Below are 26,931 nucleotides of genomic sequence, written 5' to 3'. Positions count from 1 at the left end.
CCGCAATCTCAAGCTCGATCCAAGGGTCGACGAGGCCATCACCTCAGCCGATGGTCACGTCGACCCTCGCCATTTCGTGCGGAGTCAAGTCGACGAGGACGGCCGAACCATCTACGGTCAGATCCATGATGATCTCATTATTGAAATCGACCTGACTCGCCCAGACAGGGTCTCGGAAGATCCGGAGCCGGCAGCGTGCGGCCCGACCCGACGTCTCGACAAGGTGGAAGACCACGCCCCAGCCCCGGCCGTCGTTCGACGAGTCGACATACTCGAGCCTGGTCACGGCGATCGCCTTGTTGTCGATGTCGAAGATCCAGCCCGTCGGCCCCGAGCGAGGGATCCCGGCGTCGGTCTTGATGGCATAAGCCGGGGTGACGAAGTCCGTCGACGCGTGGAATGGATGCTCGAGGTCGAGCGCGACGCCGAGATTGAAGGTGCGCTCCGACTCGCGCCCCGCGATGAGCAGGGTATCGAGCATCCGCGGCCCGTGCCGGAGATGGTGGGCCAGGCCGCCGAAGAGCAGGGCGGTGCGCTGGCGACGCGTCGAGATGTCGATCGAGTCGGGCGTCTCTGGGCGCTCGGCCTCCGTGATCTCGGGCGAGAAGAAGCACGAGCGACGGATCATCGAGTTGGGGTCGGGCCAGGCCCAGCGGCAGGCGAGGTACTGATACCATGGGTCGGGCTCGGCACCGTGGGCGAACCAATCCACGTCGAGGTCGCTGATCTTGATCTGGAGATCGAGGGTCGGACGACCGCTCCAGAGCCGATAACGCTGCTGGAACGAGGCGAGGCGACGGTCGTCGCGAGGGTCGTGGATCCCCCCTTTGCTCACGGCCTGCACGAGGGCGGGGCCGCCATATTCGACCTCGAACGACTCGCAGACCATCCGCGTTGCGATCGTGCTCCCGTCCTCGGCGACGCCGCCGGTAATCACGAGTTGCTGCCCGATGCGAGCCGTCTGCTCGTTCGTGCTTCTTACGCCGCGGATGCCGCCGGTGGTCGGGTCAACCTGGACGGTCATCGACTCGTTGTGGAGCGTGTGATCGCCGGCCGAGAGCGCCTTGATCGGAGCCGGTGGGCGTTCGTAGTTGGATTCGCGAGGCACCCATGCGTATCCGAACGCGGGGAGCTCGACGACGGCCCAAACCCCTTCCTCGGTGAACTGCGACGCTCTCAGCGGACCTTCAGGCCTCAGATCGAGCGCGGCGTCGGGCAGTAGAACCGCGACCCTGCGAGCCACGCCGAGCGGATTGAGCACAAGGTACCCCGGTCGGGCTCCACCATGCGAACCGGAGACGGCCCGCGTCAAGGTCGAGGCCCACTCCGGCTCGCAACGCCCGAGCGCCGCTCTCGCCACGTCGTACTTGCCGGTCTCGATGGCATTCTCGATCTCGCCCGGCGACGGATGATCCCCGCCGAGCCTCGAAGAAACCGTCGAGATGGACACGGCCAGCGCCCGGATCGCCTCGATCGCATCGAATCTGGCTCGCAAAGCGGCGTGCTCGACTCGCCTGGAGATCGGCTGGGTATCCGCCCTGCCGACGGCCTGCTCGAGATAAGGCGTGATGTAGCTATCGTGTTCGGGGCGAAAGGGATCGTAGGGACGGTCGGTCTGGTGGAAGAAATCGTTGAGCGTGACCCAACGCGCCAGCACCGGCGAGTAGGCCGAGATCCGGCGGAAGTCGCGATACCAGGGTGCGACCTCGTCGGGCCAGTGGATCAGGGGCAAGGTCGCGACGTGGTCGTCCTTCATCGTCGCCGCGAGCCGCCAGGGGACCTGGAGCGCCCCCAGGGCGCGATCCGCCCCCATCGGCAGCTTCGTCAGCGTCTCGAGCGAGGTTCCGTCGAAGCTTTCCCAGAGCTGCTTGGAATCGCTACGGACGGGGAACCGCCCCTGGTCGAGGCCGATATGAACACCGAATCGGAAACCGAACCGACGCGTCACCTGGGGAAGTTGAGGATAGAGCGCGAAGCGTCTCCGGCCGATGGTCTCGACGTTCCGCTCGTCGAGGTACTTGCGATAGGTGGCCGCACCGTGGCGGAACTGCCAGAGTATCGACTCGAACGGGGCGAGCGGTTCGTCCGACTCCGCGTAGCTCCCACCAACGACATCGGCCCAGCCCTCGGTGATGGCCTCTCGCAGCATGGCCACGTCATCGGGGTCTCGCTCGCCGAGGCGCTCGATTGCTTCGGCGGGGCCCATGAAGGTGATGGGGGCTCGAGGCTTCAAGGACTCGTGCAGGACCCCGGGCGGGCTGGATGCGTCGAGCAGAGTAATATCGATGAGATAGGCGTCGAGCGGATAGTAACGCTCCCGTGCCTGGGTCAGCAGTTCGAAGCCCGCGCGGAGCCGATTCTTCGCCGTGGCGAGGTCGCCCCCCTGCCATGCGAGGGCCCCGGCCTTGGTTTCTCGGGTCAGGCTCTCGTGGTCGAGGCAATCCGCGTGGTTCATCGCCACGGTCAGGTCGCGGATCCACCAGCGAGCCGAGCCGAGGACCATGAAGTCGCGAATCGTTTCCGCAGCCTCATCGATGTTCCAGGTCTCCTCGTCCGCCAGCAGGTTCACCTGCTCCAGCAGTCGTTTGACGAGGGTCTCGCGATCGAGCGTGCCACGCACGAGGATCGCCCCGGCCTCGTCGCAGCGGGACTGGTAGTCGCGGGGCAGTTTGTCGAACCAGCCTTCCGCGATGATGCGGACTTCTCGCGCCGCAGGGGTCGAGGGCTCCGTGACCGGCTCGATCCGCGGCAGCCCCTCCGAGACGGCGAGCAGGGCGGGGTGCCAGGGGGCGGAGACCGCCACCCAGATGCCCTCGGCCTGATAGTCCGAGACCCGGGTGCTCGGCTCGGTCGAATCTTCACCGATCAGCGAGACGAAGGTCCAGGCGGGCGGACTTGCGGTAGGTTCGTCGGCAACGGGCGGGGTCTCGCTCTCGGGCTCGACGGGCGGGCCATCGCTCATATCAGTCAGGCTCCGAGCGAGGATTTCAGTTCGCGGAGCTCATTCGTGAGCGCCTCGAGGGAAGATTTCAGAGACTCGATCTCGGCTCGAAGCGAGGCGGACTCGGCCGCCCATGAGGGCGTCGCGGCGCTCGCGGCGAGATCGGTCCGGGCCGTCGAGAGTCGTGCGGGGCGTTCGTCCTCCTCGGCGAGTGCGGCGGCACTCTGGGCGAACGCGTTGCGGACCTTCTCGAGTTCCTGCGGCGGATAGAGCCCGTGGGTGACGACGACCCCGCGTTTCTGTCCCGGCGGGGACAGATAGATGACGAGTTCGCGGGCGGCGAGCGCCTCGAGGACCGTCTGCAATGCGACGAGGTCGGGGAACGGCTCCATCCGGCTGGCGCGCGCCCGGAGGTCCCCTTCGGTCTGCGGGCCGCGGAGCAGAAGTTCGGCGACGACGGCCAGCTCGTTCTTGGTGACCTTGAGCCAGTCGTAGAGCGTGTGCTTCCAGCGGATCGCACGCCCGCTCCCCTCGACCATGACGACGGCCTTCTTGTGGCGGAGGTCCTGGAGGATCTCCTCGATGTCGTCGGCGTCGTAGTTGGTGACCGGGTCTCGGTTCGACTTCTGGTTACAGCCCGTCACGAGGGCCGCGATCGTCAGCGGGTAGTATTCGGGCGTCGTCTTGGCCTTCTCCACCAGGACGCCCAAAACCCTGCGCTCGCGAGCCGACAGGGGAACCCATGATCGCTCGGCGATCGGCGAACTCATAGACGAAGCCTCATTCCTATCGGTGTCGTTATCGGGCGAGTGCGGCGATCGCCGGTCCCCTCGAAAATGAAGAGGTTTCCACCGATCGCCTTGGTTTCACCATCGTATCGGGCACGGCCCGGTGACTTCCTCCGCGTACCGCAGGACGTCCTTCTCGAGTTCGCTGTAGGCATCGCTCGACTCGAAGTCGTTGACCTCGGTGATCTGACGCTCCGACAGCCCGGCCTTACGACCGAAGCCGTTGTGGTGCTCGAGGCAGTAGGCGCAGTCGTTCAGTTGCGAGGTCTTGATGTAGGCGAGCTCGCGAAGCTTGCCATCGAGCTCGGTCTTGTGCAGGGTCGCGTTCAGCGCGAGGAAGGCCTTGAGCATCTCGGGGCTGTGGGCCATCGTCCGGAAGACGTTGGGGACGACCCCGAGCTGCTTCTCCATGCCCTGGTAGATCGACTTCACGGCTTCAGGTGCTTGTTCGTTGCTGACATAGCTGACAAGTCCCATCGTCGTCGCTCCCCGGCCGAGTCTCGTAGATCTGGCTCGTTCTAGCTGCTCAACCTCAATCGTAGCCTCGCCTTGAGGTCGGGTTCAAGGATCTGGAAGCTCCTCGGCCCCCGGTTCAGAACCGGGCGAGATGATCCCTGAGCGAGGTGAACTGCGGGCCGGGGTCGCGAGCAGGGTCGGGCCAGATGGTCAAATAGCCCTGGTAGCCGACTTCCTCGAGTGACCCGAGATATTCCTCCCAGTCGAGCACGCCCGGGCGGAACCCGGTCCCGAACGGGTTGGCCATGCTCGTGGTCCTTGCCGTGCCGATAGACGAGGCGTCGGTCCCGTAGGCGTGGACGACCCAGGTGTCGAGGTCGCGCACGGCCGCGATGGGGTCGTGCCCGTGCATGAGGAACGTGCCGGGATCGATGCTCACCCCAAGGCCCACGGAATTGATCCCGTCCAGGATCGTGCGGAGGTCCTTGCCCGGCTCGGTCCCCGACTCGATCCCCAGACGGATGCCGCGATGGTCGGCCCGCCGACCGAGTTCGGCGACGGCGGAGAGCCAGGTCTCGCGCCGGGTCGTTTCGGTCTCCGCAGGCAAGGGGCCCACGCGAGCCATGGCGAGTCGCGTGCCCAGTTCATAAGCCAGCGTAAACGCATTCTCCGCACGCAGGAGTCGATCATCGAGCTGGTCGAGGTTATCGAAGGGACGACGCGTGGGGAGGTGCAGGCCGATCAGAGTCAGCTCGACCGAGCGCAGGAGATGCCGGAGTTCGCGACGCCCGGTCTCGGAGAGCCGATCGGGGCCGAGGTCGCCGATCGCGTCGATCACGACCCCTTTGGCCCCGAGCTTGGCAGCCTCGCGGATCTGCTCGCGGATCGGGCGGGCGGGATTGAGCCGAAGTCCCAGCGGAGTGCGGATCATTGAGACACCTGTTACGCCGGCAGTCATTTCGTAATACGGCGAGAATCACCCTATTAGACTGAGCCGACTCGGTCGAGGACAAGGCGAACCTGATCCGCAAGCATGCTCGTTTTCACGCGTCTGGATACAATCACTCCGAATGCGCCGAATCTCCGTTCGCGGTTGGTTCGACCCGGATGAATCGAACGGGTCGAGCATGGCACAAGCCCACTTCTCAGATAGCTTGCCCCGCAGAGATTGGACTTCAATTCGGGGTCGAGACTCAGGTTAAATGGATGGGTGTGTCGTTCAGTCCGCCGCGACTTCCGCCCCTCGTGCGTTGCCGAGACGATTTCGTGCCAAGCTCGTTCCCGCCCCCGCTCCGCTGTCCGCTGCGCAATCACGCTCCGGAGCTGTTGACGCAATTCGTCTCCCACCTGGCCGAGCCCGCGGTCCTTGAGAGCGGCTCCGGCTTCGGCGACTCGGGGCGTTGGAGTTTCTATGCGGCCGAGCCACGTCTCGTCTTCGAGGCGACCGACGACCGCTGGGCGATCCGCTCCGCCAAAGAGCGCAGCGAAGGAGAGCAGGGGGCCCTCGAAGCCCTGGGCCGGTTGATCAATCGTTTCGGGCTCTCCAATTCGCTGGGCGAGGAGCCGACCTCGGATGCTCCCCCATTCACGGGCGGGCTCGTCGGTTATTACGGTTACGACCTGGCTCCGAACCTGGAACGCCTCCCGCGACGAAACCCGCGTGATTCCGCCCTGCCCGACATCCGATTCGCCCTTTATGACAACGTCATCGTCGTCGACCACGTCGGTCACACGACGGAACTCTGGACCCACGACTTCCTCCACGAGGGTTCGGACGCTCAAGCTAACCGATCTCGGCCGTGGATGGATCGGCTGGAATGTTTGAATGTCGACTCATCCCGACCCGTTTCGGAACTCGGGCCGGTCGAGGGCGACATCTCTCGCGACGCTTATCTCGCCTCGGTCGAGAAGGCATTGGAGTACATCGCGGCCGGCGACATCTTCCAGGTGAATCTCTCGCAACGATTCACCACCCGAGGAAAGCCTGTCCCGTTCGACCTCTATCTGCGGCTCCGAAAGCAAAGCCCCGCCCCGTTCGCCGCCTTTCTCCAGTGGAATGACCTGGCGATTGTGAGCGCCAGCCCCGAGTGGTTCTATCAGACGCGGGGCGATCTGCTCATCACTCGCCCGATCAAGGGGACGCGGCCCCGAGGTGCCACGGAGCGCGAAGACGCCCAATTCGCGAACGAGCTCCTGACCAGCCCCAAAGATCGGGCCGAGCTGACGATGATCGTCGACCTGGAGCGCAACGACCTCGGACGTGTCTGCCGGTTCGGCTCGGTGCGTGTGATCGACGCCCTCTGCATCGAGAGCTTCGCCCAGGTCCATCATCTGGTGGCAACCGTCGAGGGCCAGCTACGCGAGGATGTGGGAGCCATCGACATCGCCAGGGCTCTCTTCCCTGGCGGCTCGATCACAGGAGCCCCCAAGATTCGGGCGATGGAAATCATCGACGAGCTTGAACCGACGCGTCGTAGCCTGTACACGGGGGCCATCGGATATTACGGTTTAGGCGGTGCGAGCGGCTTCAACATCGCGATCCGGACGATGCTCGTCGAAGGAGACCGCGTCTCCTATCAGGTTGGCGGCGGAATCGTCGCCGATTCCGACCCGCAGGCGGAGTATCTCGAGACGCTCGCCAAGGGCCGCGGAATCAGGGCGGTCCTTGAAGGGGGAGGGAGGTAGCCTTTGATCTGGTATCGGGGACGGATCCTCGCGGACGACGCCCTCAGCATCGGCGTCGCCGATCGGACCTTCGAGCACGGCCTGGGCCTGTTCGAGACCTTGCGGACCTATCAAGGTCATCCGGCCTTACTGGACCGCCACAAAGCCCGCATGGAGCAATCCGCCCACGAGCTCGGGCTTCATTTCCGGGACAAGGATTTCCCGAAGGCCGAGGACGTCGCCGAGCTGAGCCGCGCCAACGGCCATGCCGGCGACACCCTCCTGAGGATCACCCTTAGCGGCGGCATTCCCGGTTCCGAGGAATCGCAGCTCTGGCTTCGTCAGAGCGTGCTGCCGCCGCCCAATCGGGCGGGGGGAGCCCTCGTCGATTTCGGCTCCTGGTACGTAGTCAGGGACGACAAGCTCGCACGGCACAAGACGCTCAACTACTGGGCAAGGCGGCTCGCGAATCAGTCGGCCCTCGACGCGGGCTTCGATGAACTGCTGAGCATGACGCCAGACGGCAACCTCTGGGAGGGGAGCCGGACGAGCCTCTTCTTCATCAAGGCCGAGACCCTCTTTACCGCCACGTCCGACGGCCCGATCGTCCCGGGTATCATGAGGGCCTTCGCCAGCGAGCTTGCGGGGGAGATCGGCCTGGGGACCTGCGAACTCAAAGGAATCCCCTGGCAGATGCTGAGCGAGGCCGAGGAGGTCTTCCTGACGAACTCCGTCCGCGGCATCATCCCCGTGGCGCGCGTCCGAGACCGCGCCTGGCGGGCGCCCGGCGACTGGACGCTCCGCCTCCAAAACTCGCTCATGGAACATTTGGAAGGGAAGAGCTGACTCATGACAACCGTCGCCGACCTGGCCCGCTGGCTCGATCGCTTCGCGCCCCGGCACCTCGCCGAGAGCTGGGACAACGTCGGGCTCCTCTGGGGCGACCCGAAGACCGAGGTCACGAAGGTTATGACCTGCCTCACCGTGACCGACGAGACGGCGCGCGAGGCCATCGACGAAGGGGCCCAGCTCATCGTCAGCCACCACCCGGTCCTCTTCAAGGCCGTCAAGCGGGTCAGGGCTGACGTACGCGAGACGGGGATGCTCTGGCATCTCGGCCGCGCCGGGGTCTCAATCCTCAGCCCGCATACGGCGTTCGACAACACCGTGGGTGGGATCAACGACGCCCTTGCGGCTCGACTCGGGCTGGCGGAGATTTCCCCGCTCCGACGCGCCGAGTCGGTGCCGACGTCTTATAAGATCGTCGTCTTCACGCCGAGCGAGGCACGATCCGAGATCCTCTCCGCGGCCTTCGAGGCAGGGGCGGGACGCATCGGGGCATACGAGGAATGCTCGTTCACGAATGAAGGCGAGGGGACCTTCTTGGGCACCGAAGGGGCCAAACCCGCCATCGGCGAATCGGGACGGCTCGAGTCGGTCCGCGAGCTCCGGATCGAGGTGATTTGCCCCCAGGACAAGCTCGACGCGGTCCTTGGAGCAATCCGGGCTCGTCATCCATACGAAGAGCCCGCCACGGATATTTACCCGCTTCACACGAGCCCCGCCCAACGTCCAGGCGCCGGTCGCTTGGGCCGACTCCCAAACCCGACGACCCTGCGTCCGTTCGTGGAGCGCGTCACTAGTCTCTTGAAAGCGCAAGGTGTGCAGTACGCGGGCGACCCTGGGCGTCGCATCGAGACGGTGGCAATCGTCTGCGGAGCCGGTGATGACTTCCTGCCCGACGCGGCCAGGGTCGGGGCCGACGTCCTGCTGACGGGCGAAGCTCGATTCCATCGAGCCCTGGAAGCCGAAGCCCTGGGTGTCGGCCTCGTCATCGCCGGCCACCACGCCACGGAGCGTCCGGGTGTCGAGGATCTCGCCGACCGGATCCAGTCCGAGCATCCCGGCCTGGCCGTCTGGGCGAGTCGTACCGAGCACGACCCCTGGCGTTCTTAATAAAGCGAACGGGCCGATTCGTCGCGAATGACCCGAGCAAAATAAAACCCCCGGACAATCCCGGGGGTTGAAGAAAATCGACGAATCGGTCGAAACATCAGGTCACGATCTCGGGCATGGACCGACGCCAGAGGCACTCAGGAGGTGGCGGGGGCCACTTCGGGCGTGTCGCCAGGTCCACCCTTGCCGCCGCGAGTGGCGGGGACGGCCAGGTAGGTCTGATGCTCCCACTGACCGGCCCAGGCCTGACCGGCCCAGCGCTGCAGGGAGATGGCGCGAACGGTCGGACGGTCTTCGTCGCGAATCACCTCGCCCCAGGCGCCGGCGTAGGCGGCACGGACCTGCGAGGAGCTTTCGCCCACGCACAGGAGTCGCTCGCCGCCGGGTGCCAGGCAAGCTACAGCACGCCAGTCCTGCGCGCCGTTCGATTCGGATATACTCATAATTCTAGATTCCCCGCCCGACGGTTCGATTCTTCGAAGTCGATCCGAGGGATCGACGACGAACGAAGCGCCGGGGCTTCAAAAATCAAGTGGCGAAATCACGAAAATTGGAATCTGACGGAGGATCGGCGACTTCATCGCTGATCTCGGAAGAGGCCGGGCGGGTTGACCTCGTCTCGCGAGAATCTTAAGCCGCTACCCCCGTCACGGCAAGCCCTTCCGATCATCGGCCGCTCATATTAAACCCTGAGCAAGGCTCGAGAGTTTCAACGGGGGCGGGCACGAGCCGCAGGAGGGGCTTGCGGAGGAATGTTCGTCGTTGACGACGACATGCTGGACGAGGTGATAGGCCCTCGCCATGAATCCTCCACCCTTGACGGATTGTACAGCCGATTGAATCTTAGGGCGAATGAATTCCGCGAAAAATCCCAAGAAACCCTTCCCTGTCGTGGCCTTGACAGATAACAACCAATCATGCGATCCGCGGACTTAAAAGATCGGCCGAGGATGCGACCGATCGCCAGGAAACATCCGCGGGAAACCGGACGGGGCGGGATCTCGAGACTCCGTCAGTCGCCTAAAAATCGATCGTTACTTGGTGGGATTCCCGATGCGGAGGAGGACCTTGCCCTGGCGGCCGGGCACCTCGGCCTCGCGCGCCGCGTCGACGATGGCGTCGAGCGGGAAGGACTTTCCTGTTTCGGTCGCGAGGACCCCCGATCGGATTAGCTTCGCGATCTCGCGGAACATCAGGAGGGCGGCGGGGATGCTCCGCTCGCGCATCCAGTGGCCGAGCCAGAAGCCCTGGACGACTCGCTTGCCGGCGATCATGAGCCTGGGGTCGATCCTGAGCGGTTCCTGGCTGAGCGTGCCGTAGACGAGCATCAGGCCGTCAGCCGATAGGGACTGGAAGACCTGAGTGCCGATGTCGCCACCCACGGGATCGATGGCGTAGCGGACCCCGTCTGCCCCGACGATTTTGCGCACCTGCTCGTCCACCGGCCCGTCGGTCGTCGAGATGACGGCGTCGGCGCCGAGCACCTTCAACTCGGCGGCCGCCTCGGGTCGTCGCACGACGCAAAGTGTTTTAAAGCCATCGTGGCGGCCGAGTTTGATGATCATCTTGCCCAACTCGGAATTCGCCGCCGACTGGAGCAGCCAGGCCCCCCTGGGGATCCGGAGCACGTGCCGTATCATGGCGAGCGCCGTGCCCGGGTTCACGAAGAACGAGGCCACCTGCTCATCGGGCAGATCCGACGGGACGGGGCGGGCCTGGCGCGCGGGGATGACCACGTACTCGGCCCAGTTGCCGCCGTCGCCGTTGATGACGGTCACCCGCCGGCCCTGTACAAGGCGGCCGAGTAAGCCCGGCCCGACCTTATCCACGATCCCGACCCCTTCGAAGCCGGGCGTCGCCGGCAAGGAAGGCAAGACGCCGTAACGGCCTCGGACGACGAGCAGTTCCGACGGATTCACGGGCGCCGCGATCATTCGAACCCGGACTTGCCCCGGCCCCGGCTCGGGGATCGGTCGATCACCGACGCGGAGCACCTCGGTGGGATTCCCAAACCGCTCGAAGATGACCGCTTTCATGCATGTGTCTCGATTCAAAATAAAGCGACGCCACTCAGGCGTTGACGTCCTCGCCAGGAGCCAGGATCATCGGTTGCAAGCACCGAGGGGCGTTCGCCGGTGATCCGGTTCCGACAAGCTCTTGGTCATCTGTTCACAAAAGGCTAGACGACCGGAGATCTCGTGGGCCTGTCGGCGACCCGCTTTGATCGAAGTCCATTATGTGGATCGCGGAGCCGTGACTGTAGGAGATAACCCAAAGCCCCAGGCCAAACAAGTCGGACCAACCTCCGCCGGCTTACGACTGAATCGGTCCTGAGCGGAATGCGGATTGTCTTTGATAAATGCAACTCGCCATCGAATCGCTTTCGAGCGTGAGCCTCGGTGATGATTTCAGGGTGCAGGGCCGTCCCGGAAAGCCTGATTCGACGCAACAATTCACTGTACGCTTGAATCCGGAATCAACTGGACAAACGAAGGAAATCTAGGAATCGTTATCCGACCGGCCCGAATTCGAGTCGGAGAACTCTTGTGTCTCGGCTCGGGGCCGACTAGGATTATCGGAGCCGACGACGTTTGTCATTTCTCTCGGAAACCGAGGCCCTCGCGTTGCACACGCAGGGGAGGGCACATGGCTGGTCTGCGATTCGGGTTGATCACTTTCGTCTGCGTGGGCGCTCTTTTCTGTGGTTGTTCGCGCACCGCTCCGACGCCGGTCGTCCCAACAACATCCGCGACCCCGAAGGTGGCGGATTCGAGCCAGGTCGCTGCGAGCAAGCACCCCGTCCATCCGACAGAGGACGCCAATAAAGCGGGAATGCCTACAAAGCCGCCCGCAACCTTCCAGGTCAGCCCGAGCCAGTTGACCCTGCAATCGGACGACTGGGGCTGGCAAATGCTCCTCGCCCCGATCGGCAAGCCAGGCGATTCCGGGCAGGTGGTAGGCGGGCAGGTGACCTGGACGGTCGAGCCGGCGGACATCGTGGCGCTCGACACCGAGGGCTATGTCCGACCGCTGAAGCCGGGGAAGGCCCGCTTGATTGCCCATCACCAGGGAGAGGAGGCCGTTTCCGAGGTCACCGTCAATGCGAAGGATGACAGGGCCTGGGACTTCGGACAGGACATCGTCCCCATCCTGACGCGCACCGGCTGCAATACCGGGGGATGTCACGGCAAGGCCGAGGGGCAGAACGGCTTCCATCTCTCGCTCTACGGCTATGACGCGGAAGGGGACTTCCAGTCGATCACTCGAGACGCGAGCGGTCGACGCCTCTCCCGACTCGACCCGAGCCGGAGCCTGCTGCTCGAGAAGGCGACGGGGAGGGTGCCGCACGTCGGCGGCCTTCGATTTACGCCGCAATCGCCCGAGTACAGCACGATCCTCAGCTGGATCAGGGCAGGGGCTCCTCAAACTCACGGGAAGACGCACGGCGAGATCGCCAAGCTCGAGGTCGAACCGAGCGACATCAGGCTCGCGAACCCCGGACCGATCCAGCTCCGCGTGGTGGCGGTCTACGGGGACGGGACTCGCCGCGACGTGACCCGGCTCTCGAACTTTCGTGTGAACGACGACGCGTCGCTCAAGATCGACAGCAAGGGGAAGGCCGAGATCCTCCGCCGTGCCGAGAGCGACCTGGTTGTTCGCTATCAGTCGATGGTCGTGAGCACCCGCCTCGCCACGCTCATCAACCCCGGCCTCAAATTCGACTACGCGAAGCTCTCGCGCCGGAACTTCATCGATGACGAGCTCTTCAAGCGGCTCGAGTCGTTGAAAGTCCCGCCGAGCCCCCCGGCAAGCGACTCGGCCTTCCTGCGCCGGGTCTCGCTCGACCTGGTTGGGCGACAGCCGACCCCCGAGCAGGTCCGCCAGTTCGTCGGCGACAAGGATCCGGATAAACGGGTCAAGCTCGTAGACAAACTGCTCGCGGACCGCGACTTCGTCCGTTTCTGGCGGATCAAGTTCGGCGACATGCTCCAGATCTCGAACGCCAGGCTCGGCAACGGGGCCACACGCTTCCAGGCCTGGGTCGACGAAAACCTCGCCAACAACACCCCTTGGGATCAGATGGTCCGGACCATGCTGACCGCCGTGGGTGCCCCCGAGGAGTTCGGCAATGGCCCCGCGAACTACGCCCTGGACGGCCTCGACGCCAAAATCCAGGCCGAGCAGACCGCCCAGCGCTTTCTCGGACTCCGGATTCGTTGTGCGCAATGCCACGATCATCCGTTCGATGTCTGGACCCAGGACGATTACTTCGGCCTGGCCGCCTGCTTCGCCAAGGTCGAGCGATCGGGTGGCGGCGGGATGATGGGGAAGACCGTCATCAAGATCAACTCCGGCGGCAAGGTCGAGCACCTGCGGACCAAGAAGCCGGCCGAGCCTCGCCTCTTGGATAAGAAGCCCGTCCAGGTCGCCGAGAAGGAAGACCCGCGCAAGCCTCTCGCCGAGTGGATCACCGGCCCCGACAACCCATACTTCGCCAGGGCGATGGCGAACTGGGTCTGGGCCCAATTCTTCGGCAAAGGGCTGGCCGACCCGGCCGACGACCTCAGCCGAGCGAATCCCCCCGTCCATCCTGAGTTGCTCGATGCCTTGGCCCGGCACTTCGTGAAGTCAAAGTACGATATGCGCGACCTGATCCGGACGGTGGCGATCTCGGAGGCCTACGGGCTCTCCTCGGGCACGATCTCGGGAAATGAGAAGGATACCCGACTCTTCTCCCACCACGTCGCCCGGCCGCTCAGTGCCCACCAGATGGCCGATGCCCTGGCCCTGGTCACCGACGTCCCCAATCGTTATCCGCGACGAGCCAATGGGACGCGAGCCATCGAGGTCGCCGACCCAGGTACGGCCAGCACCATCCTGGATACGTTCGGGCGTTGCCCTCGGACCAACGGATGCTCGTCGGTCTCGACGCCTCCCCTCAGCCTGCGACAGTCCTTGCTCCTGATCGGGGGAGACGCGATCGAGGGGAAGGTCTCGCACCTGAATGGATACCTGGCCAACCTGCTCGACCTCAAGCCCGAGCCGGACGAGGTCGTGGAAAATCTGTACCTCAGGACCCTCTGTCGCACCCCGACCGAGGAAGAGTTGTCTCGATGGTCGGCGGAGTTGAAGCAGGCCCCGGTATTCCGCGAGGCGGCCGAGGACCTCTTCTGGGCATTGCTGAACTCGCGCGAATTCGCGTTCAACCATTAATCATAAGTAAGTAGGGGCGACTCGCCCCGGCCATTTTCGCCCAGGTCAAGTTCGCGAGGAGTGTGACGACCATGTCCGATCCGAGGAAACTGCCGTCGTGCCCGGGTCCCAGCCGTCGCTCCATCTTGCGAGCGGGGCTGTTCGGCTCCCTGTGTCTCGCCTTCGATGACATCCTCCGGCTCCGCGCCCTCGCGTCGGGTGCGTCGAAGCCCGTCTCCACCTCGGCGACGAACTGCATCCTGGTCTGGCTGGCGGGCGGGCCGTCGCACATCGACACGTTCGACCCCAAGCCGGATGCTTCCGTCGACGTACGCGGCGAATTCAAGCCGATCAGCACGTCGGTCCCGGGGCTGTCCATCAGCGAGGTCTTGCCCAGCCTCGCTCGCGTGATGGATCGCGTCAGCCTGATCCGGAGCGTGACCTCTCCCGAGGCCGATCACGACCGCGCCGCGCACCACATGCTCACGGGCTACCGGCCGACCCCGGCGCAGGTCTTCCCGAGTTACGGCAGCGTCGTCTCCAAGACGCGTGAAGATCGCCGCGGATCGCTGCCCCCTTACGTGGCGATCCCGGACGCACCGCTTTTCTCCTCGAGCGGTTACTTGACCCCCGCCTATGATCCGTTCATGGTCAGCGGGGATCCGAACACTCCGGGCTTCCGCGTGAATAACCTCACGCCTCCGGATAGCGTCACGCTCGACCGCCTTCGCCGACGACGGGACATGGTCCGAACGCTCGATGGCTTCGCCCGTGACATCTCGCCGACTCCGCTGACGGGAAGCCGGGACCAGTTCGCGGATCAGGCCTACGACCTGCTGACCTCGAGTGCCGCCCAGGCCGCATTCAAGATCAGCGATGAGCGGAGCGACGTCCGCGACCGGTTCGGCCGGACCCCGCTGGGCCAGTCCTGCTTACTGGCTCGCCGCCTCGTCGAAGCGGGGGTGTCGTTCGTCACGATCAACGACCGCGGCATGGGTGCCCTCGGCTGGGACACCCACCAGCAGAACTTCGGCACCATCAAGAACACCCTGGCCCCGCCCCTGGATCAGGGGATCTCCGCCCTGATCCTCGACCTGGAAGAGCGAGGCCTGCTCGACTCGACCCTGGTCGTCGTGATGGGCGAATTCGGCCGAACGCCCAAGATCAACGGGAACGCCGGCCGCGATCATCACGGTCGCGCCAACTCGGCGATCCTCGCCGGCGGGGGGATCTCGCAAGGCCGCGTCGTCGGCCGGACCGACTCCAAGGGGGACTCGCCGAGCGACCGGCCCGTCACTCCGTCCGACCTCGCCGCAACACTCTACCAGACCCTTGGGATCGACCCGAACCTCCAGTTCGAGACCCCCGATGGTCGGCCGCTCCGTCTCGTCGAGAACGGGAAGGCGATCCACGAGTTGCTTTGATTCGATTGAAGGCCGCGAGTCGCGCACTGCCGGAAAAGGGCAGGGCGTCGACTCGCGTTTTCCCCTCGATCGGCCTCACCTCGTCCCCGAGAACAGGGGATGACCGAGGAGCCAGGCCAGCACCGTGATGAATCCGACGAAAATCAGCCCGAGCAGGACGAAGAGTAGCAGGCCCACGAGCACCACGAAGCGCATCGAGGATCGCTCAACCGACTTCGCCCCCCGCGCGGCTTCGAATTGATAATCGCGGAGCAGGTGCAGGTTCCGGGTGTTCGCCTTGAAGGCCACGTCGAACAGGTCTCCCACCAGCGGGATCGCCCCCACACAGATGTCGAGGAGCACATTCCCGGCCATCCGAGCGGCGACGGCCCTGGGCACCCGGTAGCGCGTCACCGCCATCAGGACGATCCCCGCCTGGATGATCCCGGTCATGAAGTCCCCGCCGAGGGGAAGCAATCCGAGAATCGCGTCAAGCCCCACACGCACTTGCGTGCCCGGGATCCGGATGGCCTGATCCATTAGCCAGACCAGTGTCTCCAGTCCGGGCGAATCCGACGTTGGCTTGAACACGATCGGAGCCGACTTCTTCTCGAGGGGCACGACAACACCCGCCTTTTCTCTTCCTCGCGGTGCTTCAGGATCTCATCTCACACCGCGAGCCGAACCCGACGTCATGTGTCAATCCAAGTTGATTATGCTACACGCATCGCTCATGCCAAACGAGCTTTGATCTCCGGTTCGTCGGTGCGGGATCGGCCCGATTTGATTCCGATGTCAGAGAATGAAACGAGGGCACGGGCTCAATCCTCGAGCCCATGCCCACTCGGCTTCCACCACCATGATATCGCTTTATTCGACAGCCAGCCTTTCGACCTTCCACCCCTCATGGCCGGAGGCCAGGATGACCTTGATTGTGGCCGGGACGGGCTTCTTGCGGACCTGGGCCGTCGCGTGGAAGACGTACTCGGCCAGGCTACGCCCTTCGCGGTCAACGGTGCGAGACTCCGCGAACTCGGCCTGGGCCTTGAGCGCGGGGTGACTCTTGATGTAGTCCCGCAGGTTCTCGACCCCCATCAGCGATTTGAACTCGGTGGAGGAGTTCTCCCAGGCCGGCTTCAGACGGCCGGCTCGGAGCTCGTCGAGGAACTGAACCGCGACGGCTCGCCCCTCGTCGTTGGCCTCGCTCGCGCCCTTGCTGCACCCGGCAGCGATCAGCAGGCTCAGGAGGATGGCACTGGCACGCGTCTCGAGCATGGTCCTGGCCCTCCGCATTAATACGAATCCGAGCTGACAACCTCGCCGCCGGCTCGCGTGCTCAGGTTCCGCCAGACCTGGAGGTTGACGGAGTCCTTCACGAAGCGGACGGAGCCGTCCATGAGCATGGCCGATACGCCACCGGCGTGATAGCTCCTGGCCGTGATCGCGGCGTAGGTGGGGAGCGTGGTCGACTCACCGTCCCTCATCGAGATCATGTCGATGTCCGCGGGAACGCCGTTGACGTTCGTAAGCACCTTGGTGTTCGGCGCAAAGGTCGTGGTGAAGCCGACCTCGTGGACGTCCCCCTCAACCCACTCCGTATGCCCGTTCGAGTCGAACGTCCCCCCCACGTAGGTCATGAGCCCGGCGGGGTTCAACGGCGGGGCGATGCCCACCGTCCCCGGGTTGCTCGTGTCCCAGTAATTCGGCTGATAGGCCTTGGCCTCCGACATCCCGAGAGTGTTGCTCATGCCGTCGGTGAAGGCGGCAGGGCCATACGCTCGGTTGGGGACGAAGGCACCGTCACCCACCTGATCCGTAGGCGGGTCGTAGACGAACCAGATCCCCTGATTGAAACAGTAGTTGTTGGGGTAGTACGTGAAGGTGGGCGTCACGCGGGCGCGATCGTTGACCTCGCTCGGGCAGAGGAACATCGCGACCTTCGTGGCCGACAGTGTGCCGTTGCTCGTGAACTCGAAGTCCCGGTTCCAGTTGATCGCGTTGAAGAGGTTCTGCTGCTCGAGGAACGGGAGCAAACGCGTGAGACCCGACCAGGGCTGGCATGTTCGGTTGCGAGGCAGCACGACGACCGGCGGCGCCGTGTTGTTCGACGAGATGTAGCCATGCAGGGCCAATCCCACCTGCTTCAGGTTGTTCGTGCATTGCGCCCGCCTGGCGGCCTCTCGCGCGGCCTGGACGGCCGGAAGCAAGAGCCCGATCAAGACGGCGATGATGGCGATCACCACGAGGAGTTCGATCAGCGTGAAGCCCAGACGCTTCCGCGACGACCTGGATGAAGAAGCGACCATAGATTCATGCCCCTGGGAGCCGAATATGTGCGGCTGCTTGACCAATGCCCGACGGCGAAACGACCGCCGGGCCGACGGGAGTCCACACTAACAAGCCGCGCATGTCCGGGCAGGAGCAGTTCGGTTAGTTCTTCTTAATGAAATCCCATTTAGGCAAAGAATGGCCCGAAACACGGCCCTCTCGGGCAAAATTTCCAGAATGCGATCACAAAATCACTTTATCAAGACTTGATTGAACGGGCAGGCGGACGAGAAAGCAACTGCCGGCTCCTCGGGTGCTCGTCGCCGAGACCGACCCGCCATGGCGATCGACGACGGCCTTCACGATGCTCAATCCCAGGCCCGAGCCCCCCGTGCGACGGCTCCGCGACGAGTCCACGCGATAGAACCGATCGAAGACTCGACCGAGGGCTTCTTCCGGAATTCCCACCCCGTTATCCGCAACGGCGATCTCGACAGAACCGGCTTCGAGCCTCCCGGACACGCTCACCCGGCCGCCCGGTACCGAATACTTGATGGCGTTGTCGAGCAGGTTCTCGAAGACCTGATGGAGCAGGGTCGGATCCCCCTCCACAATCGCCCCGGGCAATTCCCCGGCCTCGATCCCGATCTGACTTCGAAAGGCCGCACTCTCCGCGGCCGCGAGTGCCATCCTGACGAGCTCATCGATCCGAACTCGAGTGCTGGTAAGTCGCTCGCTGGCGTCCTCGCGCGAGAGGAGGAGCAGCGATTCGATGAGCCTGGAGAGCCGCTCGGCTTCCTCGACGATGCTGCGTAGGGTCTCTTCATAGTCGTCGAACGAGCGTCGAGCCAGGAGCGCGACCTCGGCCTCGGTTCGGATCGAGGCCAGTGGCGTCTTCAACTCGTGGGCTGCGTCCGCCGTGAATCGTCGAGTGGCGACGAACGACCTGTCGATCCGATCGAGCATCGCGTTCAGGGTGATCGCCAGCCGCCCCAGTTCATCGCCGGGGTTCGCCACCTCGATCCTCTCTCCGAGGTTCTCCGCCGAGATGCGCCGAGCGTCTTCGGTCATGCGCTCGACCGGTGCGAGCGCGTGTTTGGCGAGCCAGAAGCCTCCCAGCGTGGCCGCGAGCAGGACCGCGGGCAGGATCGTGAGCAGGACCCCTCTCAACTGGGCCAACTCGCCATGATACGAGTCGAGCGAGGTGGCGATCTGGACGATGCGTTGACCTTCCCCCAGACCCACGCGGCCGGTCACGACCCGACATTGTCCGAGCGACCCGAGGTTGAACGTGTCATACCTCGTGTCGGGCGACTCGCCCCAGAAGTCGGGCATGTGGATGTCTTTTTCCTTGAGCGGCGAACTCTCCGCGAGCAAGCGGCCGTCGGGCATCAGGATCCTGAGGTAGAACACTTCCTGGAAGGCGACTGGGGCATGCGTCAATCCCTCGGCAGAGAGCCCGGCGCCAAGGCGTTCGGACGCCTCCTTGAACTCGAAGTCGAGCAGGGCGTCGACCCGATCGAGGAGCGACTGCGCCATCAGCATCCAGGCGGCCAGGCCCAGGCCCGAGAAGGTCACGAGCAGGAGGCCGCCGTACCAGGCGGTGAGTCGAGTGCGGATACTTTTCCAGAGCATGGAACCCATCAATCCTGGAGCGCGTAACCGACGCCCCGCACGGTCTGGATCGCCCCCGCGATCCCGGCCTTTTCCAGCTTCTTGCGCAATTGGTTGATGAAGACGTCGATGACGTTGGTCAAGACCGTATCGCGGTCGTGCCAGACTTCCCTGGCGAGCTCGTCGCGGCTCACCGCCTGCCCGCGTCGTCTCATGAGGAAGTCGAGCAGCTCACATTCCCGGATGGTCAGCTCGACCTGTTGCGAGCCATGAGTGAGGCGTCGATGGAGGCGATCGAGCTCAATCCGCCCAGCCTTGACCAACGATGCTTCTCCGGCTCGACTCCGACGAACGCAGGCCCTCACCCTCGCGAGCAGCTCCGACCAGGCGAACGGCTTGGCGAGATAGTCGTCGGCCCCGAGGTCGAGCCCTTTCACCCGATCCTCGATCTCGCCTCGGGCCGAGAGCATCAGGATCGGCGTCTCGTTTCCCTCGGACCTGAGTTGGTCGAGGATCGAGATCCCGTCGCACCCTGGCAGCATGATGTCGAGGATCAGGCAGTCGAAGGCCTCTTCCTTCGCGTAGGCCAATCCGAGCTCGCCGTCCTCGGCGGTCACGACATCGTAACCTTCGTCGCCCAGGCCACGGGCCAGGGCGCGTCGGAGCTTGTCCTCGTCCTCGACGATGAGGATTCTCGGCATGATGGGCGTACCGTGATCGGATCCCGAGCGAGACAGGGCCCACGCCCCGAGTCCAGAGAATCACATTCCGCCTTGCGACGTTCGTCGTCAACCTGACCAAAAGATCATGAGAGGGGAGATGAGCCACGAACAGCTCGTGCCGGGCAGAGTCGTCGAAGCTTGCGATTGTCATCGAACCATATCAAGTCAATCGCATGAACGTGTTTCCCGGTCATTCCAAAGCAGGAGGATCCGGCGATGTCATTGGCCTCCTCCGATCCGAGAAGCCATCATTGCGTCGGTGGCCGATTCCTGCTGCAATTGTGTGTTCGCCCCCTCGACAACGAGACGACGCCTAACTTTCGGTCGTGACGACTCCTGCCGCGAGATGACTTTCATGCCCAGTTCCAGCAGAACGGACGGTCGTTCATTCCTCGATCTCGTGGACGGGGGCGACGCCAGCCTCTTCGAGGTCAAGACCAAGGCCGACGGCCCTCAGGGGACCCTGCCGCTCACCGACGAGATGCTCCGCGAATGGCCCTCGGGCGACCTCTTCGGTCTGAGCCAGAACGCCGGGATGGGCTGGAAGCCGTCGGAAGTGGATCGCGACCCGTTCCTGATCCTCAGCACGCAGGGAGGACTTCGGGCGCCAGACGGAACGCCGATCGCACTCGGCTATCACACCGGCCACTGGGAAATCGGGCTCCTCGTCCAGGAAGCGGCAGAGGAGTTGAAGGCGCTCGGCCGCGCACCGTTCGCCGGGATGGTCTCAGACCCCTGCGACGGCAGGACCCAGGGCACCACGGGCATGATGGATAGCCTGCCATACCGGAACGACGCCGCCATCGTCTTCCGTCGCCTGATTCGCTCGCTACCGCTTCGCAAGGGGGTGCTCGGCATCGCGACCTGCGACAAGGGCCTGCCCGCGATGATGCTCGCCCTTGCCGGCAGCGGGCATCTGCCGGGCGTCCTCGTGCCTGGTGGCGTGACCTTGCCGCCTCGCGACGGGGAGGACGCCGGTAAGATCCAGTCAATCGGTGCGCGTTACCTCCACGGCGAGATCAGCCTGCCCGAAGCCGCCGAGCTCGGATGCCGCGCCTGTGCGAGCCCCGGAGGTGGTTGCCAGTTCCTCGGCACGGCCGCGACCTCGCAGGTCGTCGCCGAGGCCCTCGGGATCGCCATGCCGCACAGCGCCCTCGTCCCTTCGGGCCAGCCGATCTGGCGAGACGTCGCGAGACGGTCGGCTCGTGCGCTGGTCGCGCTGGCGGAGGCAGGGATCAAGACGCGGGACATCCTGACCCCGGCCGCGATCCGCAACGCGATGACGGTCCACGCCGCGTTCGGCGGCTCCACGAACCTCCTGCTGCACATCCCGGCCATCGCCTTCGCCGCGGGCCTGCCGCGCCCGACCGTCGAGGACTGGCATGCGATCAATGTGAAGGTGCCCCGCCTGGTGAGCGTCCTCCCGAACGGGCCGAACTATCACCCGACCGTCAGGGCCTTCATGGCGGGGGGTGTCCCCGAGGTCATGCTGCACCTGCGGCAACTCGGGTTGCTCGAACTGTCGGCCCTGACCGTGACGGGCAAGCCGCTCGGCGACGTCCTCGACTGGTGGGAGAGCAGCGAACGCCGCGCCCGCCTGCGCGAGCGGCTCGCCAAGGAAGATGGCGTCGAGCCCGAGTCGGTCATCATGAGCCCCGAGCTCGCGCGGGCGAACGGGCTCACAAGCACGGTGACCTTCCCCCGAGGCAACATCGCCCCCGAGGGCTCCGTCATCAAGAGCACGGCGATCGACCCGACGGTCGTCGACGCCGATGGCGTCTATCGCAAGATTGGACCTGCCAGGGTCTTCAGCCGGGAGAAAGAGGCCATCGCCGCCATCAAGGGGCTCGGGGAGAACCCGATCAAGCCGGGGGACGTCCTCGTGCTCATGGGGCGAGGGCCGATGGGGGCGGGGATGGAGGAGATCTATCAGATCACCTCGGCGCTCAAGCATCTCTCGTTCGGCAAGCACGTCGCGGTCATCACCGACGCGAGGTTCTCGGGCGTCTCGACGGGGGCCTGCATCGGCCACGTCGGTCCCGAGGCGCTCGCGGGAGGCCCCATCGCCAAGGTCCGCGACGGCGACACCATCCGGATTATCGTCGACCGCATCAAGCTCGAGGGGAGCGTCGACATGATCGGAGTCGGGGGCGTCGAGATCTCTCCCGAAGAGGCCGCGCGGATCCTCGGCGAGCGAGAGCCGCTGCCCGGCCTCTCTCCCGACCCGGATCTGCCCGAAGACACACGTCTCTGGGCAGCCCTTCAGGCCGTCGGTGGCGGGACCTGGGGCGGATGCGTCTACGACCCGGACGCCATCATCGCGAGGCTCCAAACAACGCAGCCACGAGAGGATCAGGTCCCTCAACCCGCGATCTGATTTCTGGGGGAGACGACGAGCCGGAATCGGCTCAACGATCGGCGTGCTCGCTCGGGGCATGAGACTCGGCCGCCGTGCGGTGGGCCGGGTTGGCCTGGGCGGAGTCGACTCGAACCTGGGAGTTCGCTCGGGCGGGAACAGCAGAGACCTGTTCGGCAGGGATGCCGAACAGGCCCTTGATGATTCGGGAAATGCGGGGGTGCTTCAAGGAAGCACAGCGGAGGGTGCAGGCCGTCCATGCTCGGACGAGTTCGAACTCGCGTCGGATGGCCTCGATCTTCCGTTCCTTCTTGGTGAGCAGGTCACGAGTGTTCGGCTCGTAGCCGTGCTCGATCAGCCAGGCGTCGCAGAGGCGGGCCAGGGTGGCTCGTTGGCTGCTCGTCGCCTGCTCACGCCAGTTGCCCGGGCGGCCTTCCCGCAGGTGGTTCCAGTGAAGCAGGGTCCGCTGGTCGTAATACTGGAGGTTGCTCGGGTCGTTGAGGTCGACCCCCTGGGCCTTGAGCCGATCGACGAGGTCGAGGGTCCGCTTCCGATTCGTCTGGAACGAATACTCGGCGGCGATCTCCGACGCCTCGGCCCGGGTGATCTCGATCTTGAGGTGTGCGGCGATCTCGATCACGCCTCCCACCGGATCGGCGACCAGACTCTCGTAGCGCTGGGTGAGGACGTTCGGCTGTCGCGACCAGAAGCGATCGTTCACCAGGACCTGATGGATCATCCCCTGGTTGACGAGTTGCTCGAACGTCACCCCACGCTTGTGCATGAGCGAGAAGACGACGTCACGGACATCGCGGTGCGCGTAGATCGCGATGGCACGGCCGGACTTGACCGCCTTGGCGAAGCCGTCGTGCCCCTCATGCGACTTGAGGACGCTCCACCTGGGCTGGGAGCTAGTCCGCTGGTCCTGAGCGACGAACTCCTCGCCGGTCAGATAACCCAGGCGCTGACCCTGGCGGTGCCGCTCGAGCAGGTGAGCAATCACCTCGTACTGCCAGGTCGAGCAGGCCCGGTACATGCCGGCGCAGAGGACGTACATACGCGCGATCCTTCATGCTGGCCGCGATGAGACGTTCACCCCCTTCCATGGAGGTGACTCGATGACGACCATGCTTTCTATCGGCGAGAGACCAGGGCAGACGCGAGTCAAATCCGCGAGATCGCGGAGATTCCGCCAATTTTCGGCGGTCGCGAGCCTCGCCAACGTGGCCTTCGCATGAAGCGCGATAACTCAAGTTGCAGGATCTGGCTATCGAATGGAGTTGGAGAGTCGTGAGAGGAGTCGACATAGGCATCCTTTCCTATGCTTCGAACCTTCCGGGGCAGGCTAAATCGCCTGTGCCGGCGTCGCGACCGGTCGCCAGAGGCGCCGGAAGCCGAGTGCGATACGCACGATGAGCAGGCCCGCCGTCGCTGCGAGGCAGGCCGATCCCAGCCAGTCTCCCCATGCGGTATAGAAGGACTCTCGATCATCGAGGGGAACGGTAACGGTCAACACATCTTCCGTCAACTTGGAGACGCTCGATAAAACACGCCCATTGCCGTCGATCAGGGCGGTAATCCCCACATTCACCGCCCGGGCCATGGGGACACGGTTCTCGATCGCCCGAAAGACACTGATCGCCAGGTGCATGTCGTGCTCGGACGAACCCCGGAACCAGCCGTCGTTCGAGATATTGAGCAGGACGTCCGGCGAGCGTCCATCGGAGGCGTTCGTGAAGAAGCGTCGCACGGCCTGGGGCACCGTGTCTTCGAAGCAGATCGCCGTGGCGTAGCGATACTGGCCGAGCGTGAAGCTCGTCGCCTCGGTCCCGAACGTCAAGTTCGGGACGTTCGCCGCCTCGTAGGGGGTCAGAATCTTGAGCCAGGGGAACATGTCGACGAGCGGCACATATTCGCCGAACGGCACGAGGTGCATCTTGGCATAACGCTGGAGCTTCTTGACGGACGGCTCGATCAGGAGCGCCGAGTTGAATTTGGACAGGCCCCGCATATGGAAGTCATAGACAAGGACTCCCACGAGCATCGGGATTCGGACCTGATCCACCATCGGATGGATGATCGACTCCGAGGTCTTCTGACGCTCGACCCACGACTGCACCGCGTTGGGGTCTTTCGGCGAAAGCTTCTTGGCCTGACGCTCGAACTCCGCCGGCGTGAGCTCCGGGTCACGAATAACATACTGATAGGGGAAGGCCGTCTCGGGCCAGACGATCATATCGGGGGGAGGCGAGGTCCGGAGGCAACGCTCGATCAGGGATCGATAGGTCACGAAGAGAGACTCGGCGGAGGTCCCCATCTTCCGGTTCTGCTCGATATTGGACTGCATGAGCGCGAGCCGAGGGCCGTCCTTGAATCGTCCGGTGGACACGCGGAAGAAGCCGTATCCCACCGTCAGGATCAGGAGGCCCAGGACAAGGCCTCCGCGAATGAGTTGGGGCCGACTGATCCGCTGCCCGCTCGCGTGGCTCTCCCAAATCGACGACGACCAGAGGTCGGCCAAGTAGGCGTTCACAACGGCGATCAGCAGGCTGACGCCGAGAGCCCCCGTGATGTCGGCGATCTGGATTAGCGGAAGGATCTGGTGCTGCGTATGCCCGAGGTAGTACCAGGCGAAACCGGTCAGGATGTGGGCCCGGACGAACTCGAGCCCCACCCAGATCACGGGCGCGGCGATGATCCTCGGGATCGCGAACCGGATCACCGCGAGCCGGGACAGTCCGATGAAACCGGGCCACCAGAACGAGAGTGCCATCGCCATGACGAACCAGGCGAAGGCCGCGTCGGGGTCGGTGAGGCTGACCCAGTAGATCGAGAGCAGCCAGAAGAGAAATCCGCCCGCCCAGGAGCCGAGGTATATCGACACCCGGGAGCGCGTGCTTTGGATCAGCAGGAACAGAGGGACGAGCGCGACCCAGGCCAGCCATGACCAGTTGGCGGGGGGAAAGGCGCACCAGAGTCCCAAACCTGACGCCAGGGCAGAGAGGATCGGCGGTTGGCCGGGAGCACTCACCGAAGACGAATCGTCCCGGGATGCGGGCTCGGCCTGAGCGATTGCCTCGGACGACATCGTCGTTCTCCCCTTCGAAGAAAGAAGGGGGCTCGTCGAGTAAGGAATGGAACGCCCACGGCCTTCACCCATCGCGGTCGAAGGCCGCACGAGACTCCCTTGTTGGCTATTCGCTCGCCAGTCTCACCCGTTGGGCGGTCGACGAAATTGCGGACAACTTCCGCCCCGGGAATCCTTCCCAGATTCTGGAGGTCGATCCGGCGCTTTCGACGTAGAGGTTCACCGCACCACGGAGTTGAGCCAGGAGCCGATTCCTCGCGAATCCTAATCCAAGTCGAAGAAATCGACAACATCGCCCTGGGCGTACTCCCGATCCCCCGCTGGGAAGACCGCGAAGCCGTCGCAGGAGCCCACCGCGCGGAGGTCGGCCGAGCCCGCCCAGCTGAGCGGGTCGATCGTATATCCCCCGTCCGGAGAAGGGATTAGACGCGAAGGGTGGTAGGTGGGGCGGTCACTCTGATGCTTGAACGACCGACTCAGAGGACGGCGCCTCGCGGTGGGATCGCGGCGGCTCAGTCCCGCCATAGCGGCGAGGGCAGGGCGGACGAAGAGCAAGAAACCGACGATGCCGCTGACCGGATTTCCCGGTAGTCCGAACACCAGGGTCGGCGGCCGATCCCCACGAGGCAGGCCGACGCCGAACCAGAGCGGCTTCCCCGGCTTGAGTTTGACCTTGTGGAAGGTCCTCCGGACTCCGAGCGACTCGAGGGTTTCCGGCACGAGGTCTCGGTTCCCCGCAGAGACCCCGCCGGTAATCAGCAGGACATCCGCGCCGAGTCCGTGCGAGATGGCGTCGCTCAGGTGCTGGCTCTCGTCGCGCGCCACGGGGAGGATCTCGGCCCGGGCCCCGGCGTTCGAGACGAGGGCGGCGAGCATCAAGGCGTTGGAGTTGCGGATCTGACCGGGTCCGGGCTTCTGACCGGGCTCGACCAATTCATCGCCGGTCGGCAGGATTCGGATGAGGGGAGGGGGGATGACCTCGACTTCGGTCCTACCCACCGAGGCGAGGAGCCCGATTCTCGCCGGGTTGATCCAATCGCCGCGGCTCAGGATGAGGTCGCCGGTCTTCATCTCACGCCCCTGGCGCATGATGTTCATGCCCGGGCGCACTGCCATCTCTTCGAGATGGACCCGGCCGTCGACGAGGCTGGTACGCTCGATCATGACCACGCCATCAGCACCGACCGGGATCGGTGCGCCGGTCATGATCGCGGCGGCCTCGCCATTCGCCAGGGGTCGCTCGGGCGTCTTCCCGGCAAGGATTTCTTCCCCGACGAAGTATTCACGCACCCCCGACTCAAACTCGGCGACCTTGATGGCGTAACCGTCGACGAGGGCCTTGTCGAAGGGGGGCAGGTCGATGTCGGCGTGGATATCCTCGGCCAGGGTGAGGCCGAGGGCTTCCAGGGCCAAGCGGCGTTCCGCGGGGAGCGGCTGCGCCTGGGTCAACACTTCCCCGAGTGCCTCGTCGACCGAGAGCAT

At 64.6% G+C, this 26,931-nt stretch carries 20 protein-coding genes; 6 read left to right on the top strand and 14 right to left on the bottom strand.

Annotation, left to right across the window (positions count from 1 at the left end):
- Positions 1 to 43 precede the first annotated feature (43 nt).
- The 4 genes from ACOYYX_RS15475 to ACOYYX_RS15460 form a co-directional block, all read right to left on the bottom strand.
- Positions 44 to 2,962, bottom strand: coding sequence for a glycosyl hydrolase family 38 (locus ACOYYX_RS15475; protein WP_422930810.1), 2,919 nt, complete (start codon positions 2,960 to 2,962; stop codon positions 44 to 46).
- A gap of 5 nt (positions 2,963 to 2,967) precedes the next feature.
- On the bottom strand, positions 2,968 to 3,711 hold the full coding sequence (locus tag ACOYYX_RS15470; protein ID WP_422930809.1) for a YceH family protein: 744 nt from the start codon (positions 3,709 to 3,711) through the stop codon (positions 2,968 to 2,970).
- A 96-nt stretch (positions 3,712 to 3,807) separates the two neighbouring features.
- A complete protein-coding gene (locus ACOYYX_RS15465) occupies positions 3,808 to 4,206 on the bottom strand; it encodes a carboxymuconolactone decarboxylase family protein (RefSeq protein ID WP_422930808.1) in 399 nt (132 codons plus the stop codon).
- A 115-nt stretch (positions 4,207 to 4,321) separates the two neighbouring features.
- Positions 4,322 to 5,116, bottom strand: coding sequence for a sugar phosphate isomerase/epimerase family protein (locus ACOYYX_RS15460; protein ID WP_422930807.1), 795 nt, complete (start codon positions 5,114 to 5,116; stop codon positions 4,322 to 4,324).
- A 335-nt stretch (positions 5,117 to 5,451) separates the two neighbouring features.
- Between ACOYYX_RS15460 and pabB the strand changes: the two genes are divergently transcribed.
- The 3 genes from pabB to ACOYYX_RS15445 are packed head-to-tail and all read left to right on the top strand — an operon-like array spanning position 5,452 to position 8,805.
- Entirely contained in the window at positions 5,452 to 6,870 is a 1,419-nt protein-coding gene (gene pabB, locus ACOYYX_RS15455) for an aminodeoxychorismate synthase component I (RefSeq protein ID WP_422930806.1), read from the top strand.
- 3 nt (positions 6,871 to 6,873) lie between these two features.
- Positions 6,874 to 7,695 carry an aminotransferase class IV gene (locus ACOYYX_RS15450; protein WP_422930805.1) on the top strand — a complete coding sequence of 274 codons (822 nt, stop codon included), beginning with the start codon at positions 6,874 to 6,876 and terminating at the stop codon, positions 7,693 to 7,695.
- Positions 7,696 to 7,698: 3 nt separating this feature from the next.
- On the top strand, positions 7,699 to 8,805 hold the full coding sequence (locus tag ACOYYX_RS15445; RefSeq protein ID WP_422930804.1) for a Nif3-like dinuclear metal center hexameric protein: 1,107 nt from the start codon (positions 7,699 to 7,701) through the stop codon (positions 8,803 to 8,805).
- A 137-nt stretch (positions 8,806 to 8,942) separates the two neighbouring features.
- On the opposite strand, the gene ACOYYX_RS15440 is transcribed toward ACOYYX_RS15445, so the two are convergent.
- Positions 8,943 to 9,248 (bottom strand): hypothetical protein, encoded by a 306-nt coding sequence (locus ACOYYX_RS15440; protein WP_422930803.1) that lies wholly within the window; start codon positions 9,246 to 9,248, stop codon positions 8,943 to 8,945.
- 591 nt (positions 9,249 to 9,839) lie between these two features.
- The gene (locus ACOYYX_RS15435; protein ID WP_422930802.1) at positions 9,840 to 10,841 is read right to left on the bottom strand and encodes a zinc-dependent alcohol dehydrogenase family protein; all 1,002 of its coding nucleotides are present in this window, start codon (positions 10,839 to 10,841) and stop codon (positions 9,840 to 9,842) included.
- A gap of 796 nt (positions 10,842 to 11,637) precedes the next feature.
- Here ACOYYX_RS15435 and ACOYYX_RS15430 point away from each other — a divergent pair.
- Positions 11,638 to 14,019: a DUF1549 and DUF1553 domain-containing protein gene (locus ACOYYX_RS15430; RefSeq protein ID WP_422930801.1), complete on the top strand. Its 2,382-nt coding sequence runs from the start codon at positions 11,638 to 11,640 to the stop codon at positions 14,017 to 14,019.
- Between the two features lie 71 nt (positions 14,020 to 14,090).
- Complete coding sequence (locus tag ACOYYX_RS15425) at positions 14,091 to 15,422, top strand: DUF1501 domain-containing protein (protein WP_422930800.1); 1,332 nt, start codon at positions 14,091 to 14,093, stop codon at positions 15,420 to 15,422.
- Positions 15,423 to 15,497: 75 nt separating this feature from the next.
- Here ACOYYX_RS15425 and ACOYYX_RS15420 read toward each other — a convergent pair whose 3' ends face one another.
- The 5 genes from ACOYYX_RS15420 to ACOYYX_RS15400 form a co-directional block, all read right to left on the bottom strand.
- Positions 15,498 to 16,022 carry a DUF4112 domain-containing protein gene (locus ACOYYX_RS15420; protein ID WP_422930799.1) on the bottom strand — a complete coding sequence of 175 codons (525 nt, stop codon included), beginning with the start codon at positions 16,020 to 16,022 and terminating at the stop codon, positions 15,498 to 15,500.
- 249 nt (positions 16,023 to 16,271) lie between these two features.
- Positions 16,272 to 16,676 (bottom strand): hypothetical protein, encoded by a 405-nt coding sequence (locus tag ACOYYX_RS15415; RefSeq protein WP_422930798.1) that lies wholly within the window; start codon positions 16,674 to 16,676, stop codon positions 16,272 to 16,274.
- Between the two features lie 17 nt (positions 16,677 to 16,693).
- Positions 16,694 to 17,707, bottom strand: coding sequence for a DUF1559 domain-containing protein (locus tag ACOYYX_RS15410; protein WP_422930797.1), 1,014 nt, complete (start codon positions 17,705 to 17,707; stop codon positions 16,694 to 16,696).
- Between the two features lie 205 nt (positions 17,708 to 17,912).
- A complete protein-coding gene (locus ACOYYX_RS15405; protein WP_422930796.1) occupies positions 17,913 to 19,304 on the bottom strand; it encodes a sensor histidine kinase in 1,392 nt (463 codons plus the stop codon).
- Positions 19,305 to 19,312: 8 nt separating this feature from the next.
- Entirely contained in the window at positions 19,313 to 19,984 is a 672-nt protein-coding gene (locus tag ACOYYX_RS15400) for a response regulator transcription factor (RefSeq protein WP_422930795.1), read from the bottom strand.
- Between the two features lie 376 nt (positions 19,985 to 20,360).
- On the opposite strand from ACOYYX_RS15400, the gene ACOYYX_RS15395 reads away from it, so the two are divergent.
- Positions 20,361 to 22,382: a YjhG/YagF family D-xylonate dehydratase gene (locus ACOYYX_RS15395; protein WP_422930794.1), complete on the top strand. Its 2,022-nt coding sequence runs from the start codon at positions 20,361 to 20,363 to the stop codon at positions 22,380 to 22,382.
- A gap of 31 nt (positions 22,383 to 22,413) precedes the next feature.
- Here the strand turns inward: ACOYYX_RS15395 and ACOYYX_RS15390 are convergent, their stop codons facing one another.
- The 3 genes from ACOYYX_RS15390 to glp all read right to left on the bottom strand — a co-directional run bounded on the left by ACOYYX_RS15390 (position 22,414) and on the right by glp (position 26,931).
- A complete protein-coding gene (locus tag ACOYYX_RS15390; protein WP_422930793.1) occupies positions 22,414 to 23,418 on the bottom strand; it encodes a sulfotransferase domain-containing protein in 1,005 nt (334 codons plus the stop codon).
- A 288-nt stretch (positions 23,419 to 23,706) separates the two neighbouring features.
- Positions 23,707 to 25,449 (bottom strand): apolipoprotein N-acyltransferase, encoded by a 1,743-nt coding sequence (gene lnt, locus ACOYYX_RS15385; RefSeq protein WP_422930792.1) that lies wholly within the window; start codon positions 25,447 to 25,449, stop codon positions 23,707 to 23,709.
- A 264-nt stretch (positions 25,450 to 25,713) separates the two neighbouring features.
- Complete coding sequence (gene glp, locus ACOYYX_RS15380; RefSeq protein WP_422930791.1) at positions 25,714 to 26,931, bottom strand: gephyrin-like molybdotransferase Glp; 1,218 nt, start codon at positions 26,929 to 26,931, stop codon at positions 25,714 to 25,716.

Origin of the sequence: Singulisphaera chitinilytica (assembly GCF_049331405.1) — a bacterium.
Taxonomy (GTDB): domain Bacteria; phylum Planctomycetota; class Planctomycetia; order Isosphaerales; family Isosphaeraceae; genus PoT.
The sequence above is the reverse complement of the archived record's forward strand: the minus strand, read 5'-3'. Positions and strand labels throughout refer to the sequence as shown.

What these genes read in the sequence shown, in the direction of transcription:
- ACOYYX_RS15390 (WP_422930793.1), bottom strand. Translation starts at nt 23,418, where the DNA reads ATGTACGTCCTCTGCGCCGGCATGTACCGGGCCTGCTCGACCTGGCAG.
- ACOYYX_RS15395 (WP_422930794.1), top strand. Translation starts at nt 20,361, where the DNA reads ATGCCCAGTTCCAGCAGAACGGACGGTCGTTCATTCCTCGATCTCGTG.
- ACOYYX_RS15465 (WP_422930808.1), bottom strand. Translation starts at nt 4,206, where the DNA reads ATGGGACTTGTCAGCTATGTCAGCAACGAACAAGCACCTGAAGCCGTG.
- lnt (WP_422930792.1), bottom strand. Translation starts at nt 25,449, where the DNA reads ATGTCGTCCGAGGCAATCGCTCAGGCCGAGCCCGCATCCCGGGACGAT.
- ACOYYX_RS15415 (WP_422930798.1), bottom strand. Translation starts at nt 16,676, where the DNA reads ATGCTCGAGACGCGTGCCAGTGCCATCCTCCTGAGCCTGCTGATCGCT.
- ACOYYX_RS15440 (WP_422930803.1), bottom strand. Translation starts at nt 9,248, where the DNA reads ATGAGTATATCCGAATCGAACGGCGCGCAGGACTGGCGTGCTGTAGCT.
- ACOYYX_RS15410 (WP_422930797.1), bottom strand. Translation starts at nt 17,707, where the DNA reads ATGGTCGCTTCTTCATCCAGGTCGTCGCGGAAGCGTCTGGGCTTCACG.
- ACOYYX_RS15460 (WP_422930807.1), bottom strand. Translation starts at nt 5,116, where the DNA reads ATGATCCGCACTCCGCTGGGACTTCGGCTCAATCCCGCCCGCCCGATC.
- ACOYYX_RS15405 (WP_422930796.1), bottom strand. Translation starts at nt 19,304, where the DNA reads ATGCTCTGGAAAAGTATCCGCACTCGACTCACCGCCTGGTACGGCGGC.
- ACOYYX_RS15430 (WP_422930801.1), top strand. Translation starts at nt 11,638, where the DNA reads ATGCCTACAAAGCCGCCCGCAACCTTCCAGGTCAGCCCGAGCCAGTTG.
- ACOYYX_RS15475 (WP_422930810.1), bottom strand. Translation starts at nt 2,962, where the DNA reads ATGAGCGATGGCCCGCCCGTCGAGCCCGAGAGCGAGACCCCGCCCGTT.
- ACOYYX_RS15425 (WP_422930800.1), top strand. Translation starts at nt 14,091, where the DNA reads ATGTCCGATCCGAGGAAACTGCCGTCGTGCCCGGGTCCCAGCCGTCGC.
- ACOYYX_RS15470 (WP_422930809.1), bottom strand. Translation starts at nt 3,711, where the DNA reads ATGAGTTCGCCGATCGCCGAGCGATCATGGGTTCCCCTGTCGGCTCGC.
- glp (WP_422930791.1), bottom strand. Translation starts at nt 26,931, where the DNA reads ATGCTCTCGGTCGACGAGGCACTCGGGGAAGTGTTGACCCAGGCGCAG.
- ACOYYX_RS15400 (WP_422930795.1), bottom strand. Translation starts at nt 19,984, where the DNA reads ATGCCGAGAATCCTCATCGTCGAGGACGAGGACAAGCTCCGACGCGCC.
- ACOYYX_RS15435 (WP_422930802.1), bottom strand. Translation starts at nt 10,841, where the DNA reads ATGAAAGCGGTCATCTTCGAGCGGTTTGGGAATCCCACCGAGGTGCTC.
- ACOYYX_RS15445 (WP_422930804.1), top strand. Translation starts at nt 7,699, where the DNA reads ATGACAACCGTCGCCGACCTGGCCCGCTGGCTCGATCGCTTCGCGCCC.